This is a genomic window from Siminovitchia jepli (genome assembly GCF_047228825.1).
Taxonomy (GTDB): Bacteria; Bacillota; Bacilli; order Bacillales; family Bacillaceae_C; genus Siminovitchia.
Window position 1 is genome coordinate 1 of the sequence record NZ_JBFEGN010000178.1, and the last position, 2,366, is coordinate 2,366.

At 39.0% G+C, this 2,366-nt stretch carries 2 protein-coding genes and 1 pseudogene; all 3 read right to left on the bottom strand.

All coding sequences use genetic code 11. From position 1 onward, the window contains the following. Nucleotides 1–52: 52 nt before the first annotated feature. Entirely contained in the window at nt 53–937 is an 885-nt protein-coding gene (locus tag AB1L08_RS22175) for an amidohydrolase family protein (protein WP_413066744.1), read from the bottom strand. Nucleotides 938–966: 29 nt separating this feature from the next. Next, on the bottom strand, nt 967–1,938 hold the full coding sequence (locus tag AB1L08_RS22180) for an ABC transporter permease (RefSeq protein WP_413066745.1): 972 nt from the start codon (nt 1,936–1,938) through the stop codon (nt 967–969). Between the two features lie 18 nt (nt 1,939–1,956). Next, nucleotides 1,957–2,265 (bottom strand): annotated as a pseudogene (locus tag AB1L08_RS22185) (ATP-binding cassette domain-containing protein); the annotation flags it as partial. Between the last annotated feature and the right edge of the window lie 101 nt (nt 2,266–2,366).

Sequence of the window (2,366 nt, forward strand, 5' to 3'; positions counted from 1 at the left end):
ATGGACATACAAAGATAAGGCTAAAAGCTGATACCGTCTAAAGACGGTGGAGTTAGACCGCGCATTTGTAAGTTAAAGGAGGATTTATTTTAAAATGCGAACCTACATCTTCAAAACGATTAAAATTACATATTAAATAATGAGGACATGTTTCAGCAGTAACTCTGACCCCCTCTTTTCTTGCCTGGGCTACTAATTCAAATGCCTTAGGGATACTGGCATGAACAATATGAAGCCGACAATTTAGTTCCCTTGCAATTTCAATAGCTGTATAGGTAGCAACTAATTCGGTTAATTCCGGTCGTGTTTGATGGTGTGCTGCTAAATATGTCTTCCCTTCGTCAGTATACTTCTTAACTAAGTGATTAATAATCCACTCATTTTCCGCATGAACCATTGCCGTTTGATTATTTTGAGCAATTAAATCAAACATCGCATATAATTCTCCATCATCAACAGCACGCATATTATAAGTAGCCGCTCCGGAAGTTGCGTGCATTAACATTTTATAACCAGTTATTCCTGCATTAGCGACTGAAGGAATATCCTCTAATTTTTCTGGTAATCCTCCAGCTAGTAACGAAAAGTCCACAACAGACTCTGATGAGGTAAGCTTGGCCTTTTCTTCGATGTCTTTGATACTTGTTGGTGCGCCACCTAAGTCTAGAGGGTGATCATTAATTGTTGTGACGCCTCCCGCTGCTGCAGATGTAGAATTCCAATGTCCTTCGTGTTGCTCTCCCAAAGAGTGTACATGGTTATCAACTACCCCCGGCATGATCAACAATTCTCCATAATTTACTTCCTTCTCTGCCAGTGGCATTGAATCTTTAGTACCAATACTCACAATTTTCCCATCTTTAATAGCAATGGAAGTACCTTCAAAAGTTCCATAATGAGTAACAACGGTACCGGTAATAATTAGATCTACTGTCATTTGTATCCCTTCCCTATAATTAAAATTATTTAAGCTTTCCTAATCCGTTGCAATGATGTTATTGAAACTGCAAGGATAATCAGGATGCCTTTAGTCACATCTTGATAGTAATAAGGTACATTCAACAAGGTTAATCCATTAACCAAAACACCAATTATCAAAGCACCTACAAATGTACCGCCCAAATTCGGTTCACCATTTCTAAATGCGGTCCCTCCAAGAAAGACTACCGCAATTGCATCTAATAACATGCTCTCCCCTGCTGTAGGACTTGCACCAGCCATATGGGAAGTTAACACTACTGCCGTCAAAGCAGCACCCACGCTACAAACAATAAAGGATAACATGAGATTCCGTTTTGTATTCACCCCTGATAACATTGTGGCTTCTTCATTACTGCCGATGGCATGAATATACCGGCCATTTCTTGTCTTATATAGAAACACATGGATAATCAAAATAAAAACAGCCATTATAAAAATCGAGATTGGTATTCCGAACATATACCATGAGCCAAAAATACCAAAAATCTCCGGGAAACCAGATATTGGATGCCCATGTGTATATGCCTGGTTTAAGCCAGCTACTAAGAAGCCTATCCCTAGTGTTGCAATAAAATCAGGAATTCCCATATAGGCTACAAAGAATCCATTAATAAGCCCAATAACTGCCCCTATTAGCAAGGCAATAACGACGGCAGGAATTATGGGCATCCCCGCGTCAACAATAAGGGCTCCAAGAAGTACCCCTATGGCGCTTGCTACGTATCCTATAGACAGGTCAATTTTTTTTGTAATCATTACTACTGTTAAACCTGTACTAATTATCATTAACATTGAAATTTGCCTGAGGATCGTTAAGGCATTACTATATGAGAAAAACTTAGGGCTCAATATTGAAAATACTAGACACAGCAATATTAAGCCGATTAAGGTTCCATATTTTTTTAAAAACCCTGACAAATCGAGTGATGATTTGGGTTTAGTTAATTGTGCTTCCATCTTTTAAAGACCTCCTTATCAAATTTCTCCCATGGCATGGGCTAAGATTGTATCCGCTTCAAATTTATCTTTCTGTAATTCAGCAACAGCCTGTCCTTCTCTCATTACAATAATCCGGTCGCAAATCGCTTGTAATTCTGGTATTTCAGAAGATACCATAACTACCGCTGTCCCCCGGGCAGCCAATTCCTCTATCAATTTATAAATTTCTCCTTTAGCTCCCACATCAATTCCCCGAGTAGGTTCGTCCAAGAAGAAAACCTTAACTGGCCTGCTAATCCATTTTGCCAAAACCACTTTCTGTTGATTTCCACCGCTTAAATTAGAGACTAGTTGTTCTGGACTGGATGTTCTACCCTGAAAATATAACTACCCTGAAAATATAACTAACGAACTGCTAAAAAAAGCAATACTAAGCTAACCGGCTA